General features: G+C 73.0%; 3 protein-coding genes. All 3 read right to left on the reverse strand.

Annotated features, from left to right (window positions below):
- Positions 1-133: 133 nt before the first annotated feature.
- On the reverse strand, positions 134-985 hold the full coding sequence (gene thrB, locus ABYE80_RS18955) for a homoserine kinase (RefSeq protein WP_372791876.1): 852 nt from the start codon (positions 983-985) through the stop codon (positions 134-136).
- A 4-nt stretch (positions 986-989) separates the two neighbouring features.
- On the reverse strand, positions 990-2,054 hold the full coding sequence (gene thrC / locus ABYE80_RS18960; RefSeq protein WP_372791877.1) for a threonine synthase: 1,065 nt from the start codon (positions 2,052-2,054) through the stop codon (positions 990-992).
- On the reverse strand, positions 2,051-3,226 hold a 1,176-nt coding region (locus tag ABYE80_RS18965; protein WP_372791878.1), incomplete at its 5' end, for a homoserine dehydrogenase. The genes thrC and ABYE80_RS18965, both read right to left, overlap by 4 nt.

A 3,226-nucleotide genomic window follows, 5' to 3' on the forward strand; every position in this document is an offset into this window, starting at 1 on the left:
GACGAGCTGCTGGGGCGGCTGGGGCTGGCCGCGCCTCGCCGCCGGCTGAAGCCCCTGCTGGCCGACGCCCCGGCCGCCTGAACCGGCGCGTCCGGCAGGTCGGCCGCCCCGGCGCCGCTCGGGCCACGGGCGCCTACATCTCCCTGACGCGCGCCCCCATGCCCTCGAACGGCACGCGCGACACGCTCGCCCAGCCGTCCGTGCGCGCTCGCAGCGCCTCGACGACGCCGCCGGTCTGCTCGTAGTGACTCCACACGAGGACCGTCGGTCCGGCTCCGGAGATCGTCGCCCCCAGGGCGCCCATGTCCTGGACGTCGCGCAGCAGCGCCGCCGAGCGGGGGAACAACGGGGCTCGCCGGTCCTGGTGCAGCCGGTCCGCCAGCCCACGCTGCACGAGGTCCCAGTCGCCGCGGGCCAGGCCGAGGGTGAGCAGCGCGCCGTGCGCCACGTTGAACACCGCCTCGGACATCGGGACCTCGGCCGGGAGCGCGGCCCGCGCCTCCTTGGTCCGCACCGCCTCGTCCGGCACGACGAGGACGGCCTCCAGCCCCATCGGGGGGTCGAAGCGCGTGGCCTCGCCGTCCGCGCAGATGACGAACCCTCCCAGCAGCGCGGCCGCCACGTTGTCGGGGTGGCCCTCGAGCTCCGTCGCCAGGGCCAGCAGGTCGGCGTCGAGCTCGAACAGGTGGTCGGCGGCCATCAGCCCCGCGAGGTACGCCGCGGCGCTGGAGCCCAGTCCGCCGCTCAGCGGCACCGTCGAGGTGATGCGGAACTCGAAGTCGTCGGGAGCGTGCAGCCGTTCGAACCCGCGCACCACGAGGTTGCGGCGGTCCCTGGCGATCGCGAGGTCGGTCTCGACCGCGAAGCGACCGGTCTCCACCACCTCGACCTCCACGTGCAGCGCCAGCGCCGCGGCGAACGTGTCGAACCCCGGGCCGAGGTTCGCACTGCTCGCGGGCACGCGGACGACGCGACGGCGTTCCATGGGCTCAGCCCAGCACCGCGGCCTGCACCGCGGCGAGGTCGGGCTCGCACGGCACGACTCCGGTCGCCTGATCCAGGGCGGTCTGCGGGTCCTTCAGCCCGTGCCCGGTGAGCACGCAGGCGACGCGGTTCGCGTCCCCGGCCCCGTGGACCATCAGACCGGCGACCGACGCCGCGCTGGCCGGCTCGCAGAAGACGCCCTCGTTGGCGGCGAGGAAGCGGTAGGCGTCGAGGATCTGGGCGTCCGTGACCGCGGCGATCTTCCCGCCCGAGGTCGTCATCGCGGTCATCGCCTCCTCCCAGCGGGCCGGGTTGCCGATCCGGATCGCGCTGGCGACGGTCTCGGGCCGCTCGACCGGGGCGCCGTGCACGAGCGGAGCTGCCCCCGCCGCCTGGAACCCGAACATCATCGGCGCGTGGCCCGCCTCCTGGAACCCCTTCCAGTACGCGGTGATGTTGCCGGCGTTGCCCACCGGGATGCAGAGGGCGTCGAGCGTGCCCAGCTCCTCGATCAGCTCGAACGCGGCGGTCTTCTGGCCCTCGATCCGGTACGGGTTCACCGAGTTCACCAGGGCGATCGGATGTTCCGCCACGAGCTCCCGCACCAGCTGGAGCGCGATGTCGAAGTTGGCGCTCAGCGCGATCACCCGCGCTCCGTGCATCAGCGCCTGGGCGAGCTTGCCGGTGGCGATCTTGCCCTCCGGGACGATCACCGCGGGCTTCAGCCCCGCGCGCGACGCGTACGCCGCGGCGCTGGCGGCGGTGTTGCCCGTCGACGCGCAGATGACCGCCTGCGCGCCCTCCTTCTTGGCCTGGGTGACCGCGCAGCACATCCCACGGTCCTTGAACGAGCCGGTGGGGTTGGCCCCTTCGATCTTCAGGTAGACCTCGGCGCCGACGACCTCGCTGACCCGCTCGGCGAGCACGAGCGGGGTCGAGCCCTCCTGGAGCGTGACGATCGGATCGTCGGCCTCGAACGGCAGGCGATCCAGGAACCGGTGGATGAGGCCGGGGTGGCCGTGTCCCCCGCGCTGCGCGCAGGGCGGTCCGGCCGGATAGGTGCTGCTCACGAGGCGAACTCCTCGTCGAGGACGCGGATGGCGCGCGGGGAGCCGCGCAGGAAGTCCAGGCGGGAGATCAGGTCGACCGCGGCGAAGAACCTGGACTCGAGGATCGGGTGGACGACCATGACGAGACGGGCCCCGGAGCCGCTGCCCTGCTGGACGACGCTCTTGACCGACGCTCCCTGGAGCCCCAGGAGCTGCGCGATCTGCGCCAGCACGCCGGGACGGTCGTCGACCTCGAGGTGGAGGTAGAAGGCCGATGAGGCGTCGGTGACGATCGGCAGGCGCTGGGTCGTCTCGGGGGTCGAGGCCGGCGGGATCATCGCGCTGATCACGTCACCGAGCACCGCGCTCGCGGTCTGCGGACCGCCGGCGCCCGGACCGGACATCGTGATCTCGGTGATCGCGTCGGACTCCACGGTCACGGCGTTGAACGAGCCGTTGACGGAGGCCAGCGGATGGCCTCCGTAGAGGAAGGCCGGGTGCACGCGCACCGACAGGCCGGCGTCGACGCGCTCCGCGGTCCCGATCAGCTTCAACGACAGCCCGAGGTCGCGCGCATAGGCGATGTCCTCCTGCGTGAGGTGCTCGATCCCCTCGTAGCGGACGTCGTCGAGGTGCACGGGCGTGTCGAACGCCAGCCGCGCGAGGATCGCCATCTTCGCCGCCGCGTCCTTGCCGTTGACGTCGTCGCTGGGGTCCGCCTCCGCGTAGCCCAGGCGCTGGGCCTCGGCGAGGGCCGTCTCGTAGGACGCCCCTGTCGTCGCCATCTGCGTGAGGATGAAGTTGGTGGTCCCGTTGACGATCCCGTGGAGGCGGTCGACGTGCGCTGCGGCGAGCGACTCCTGGAGCACGCGGATGACCGGGACGACCCCGGCCACCGCCGCCTCGAACCGCAGTTGCACGCCGTGCTCGCGGGCCGCCGCCCACAGCTCCTCCCCGTGGTGGGCCAGGAGCTGCTTGTTGGCCGTGACCACGTGCTTGCCGGCGGTCATCGCGCGCAGGACGTAGTCGCGAGCGGGCTCCAGGCCACCGATCAGCTCGACGACCAGGTCGCTGTTGGCGAGGATCTCGTCGAAGTCGCCCCGCGAGCGCGTGAGCACCCCGGTGACCTCGGGCCGCAGGCCCGTGGTGGCCGCGACGTGATCGGCGCGCTCGGCCCGCAGGTGGGCGAAGGC

It is taken from the genome of Paraconexibacter sp., from assembly GCF_041602235.1.
GTDB lineage: Bacteria > Actinomycetota > Thermoleophilia > Solirubrobacterales > Solirubrobacteraceae > Paraconexibacter.

What these genes read in the sequence shown, in the direction of transcription:
- thrB (WP_372791876.1), bottom strand. Translation starts at nt 985, where the DNA reads ATGGAACGCCGTCGCGTCGTCCGCGTGCCCGCGAGCAGTGCGAACCTC.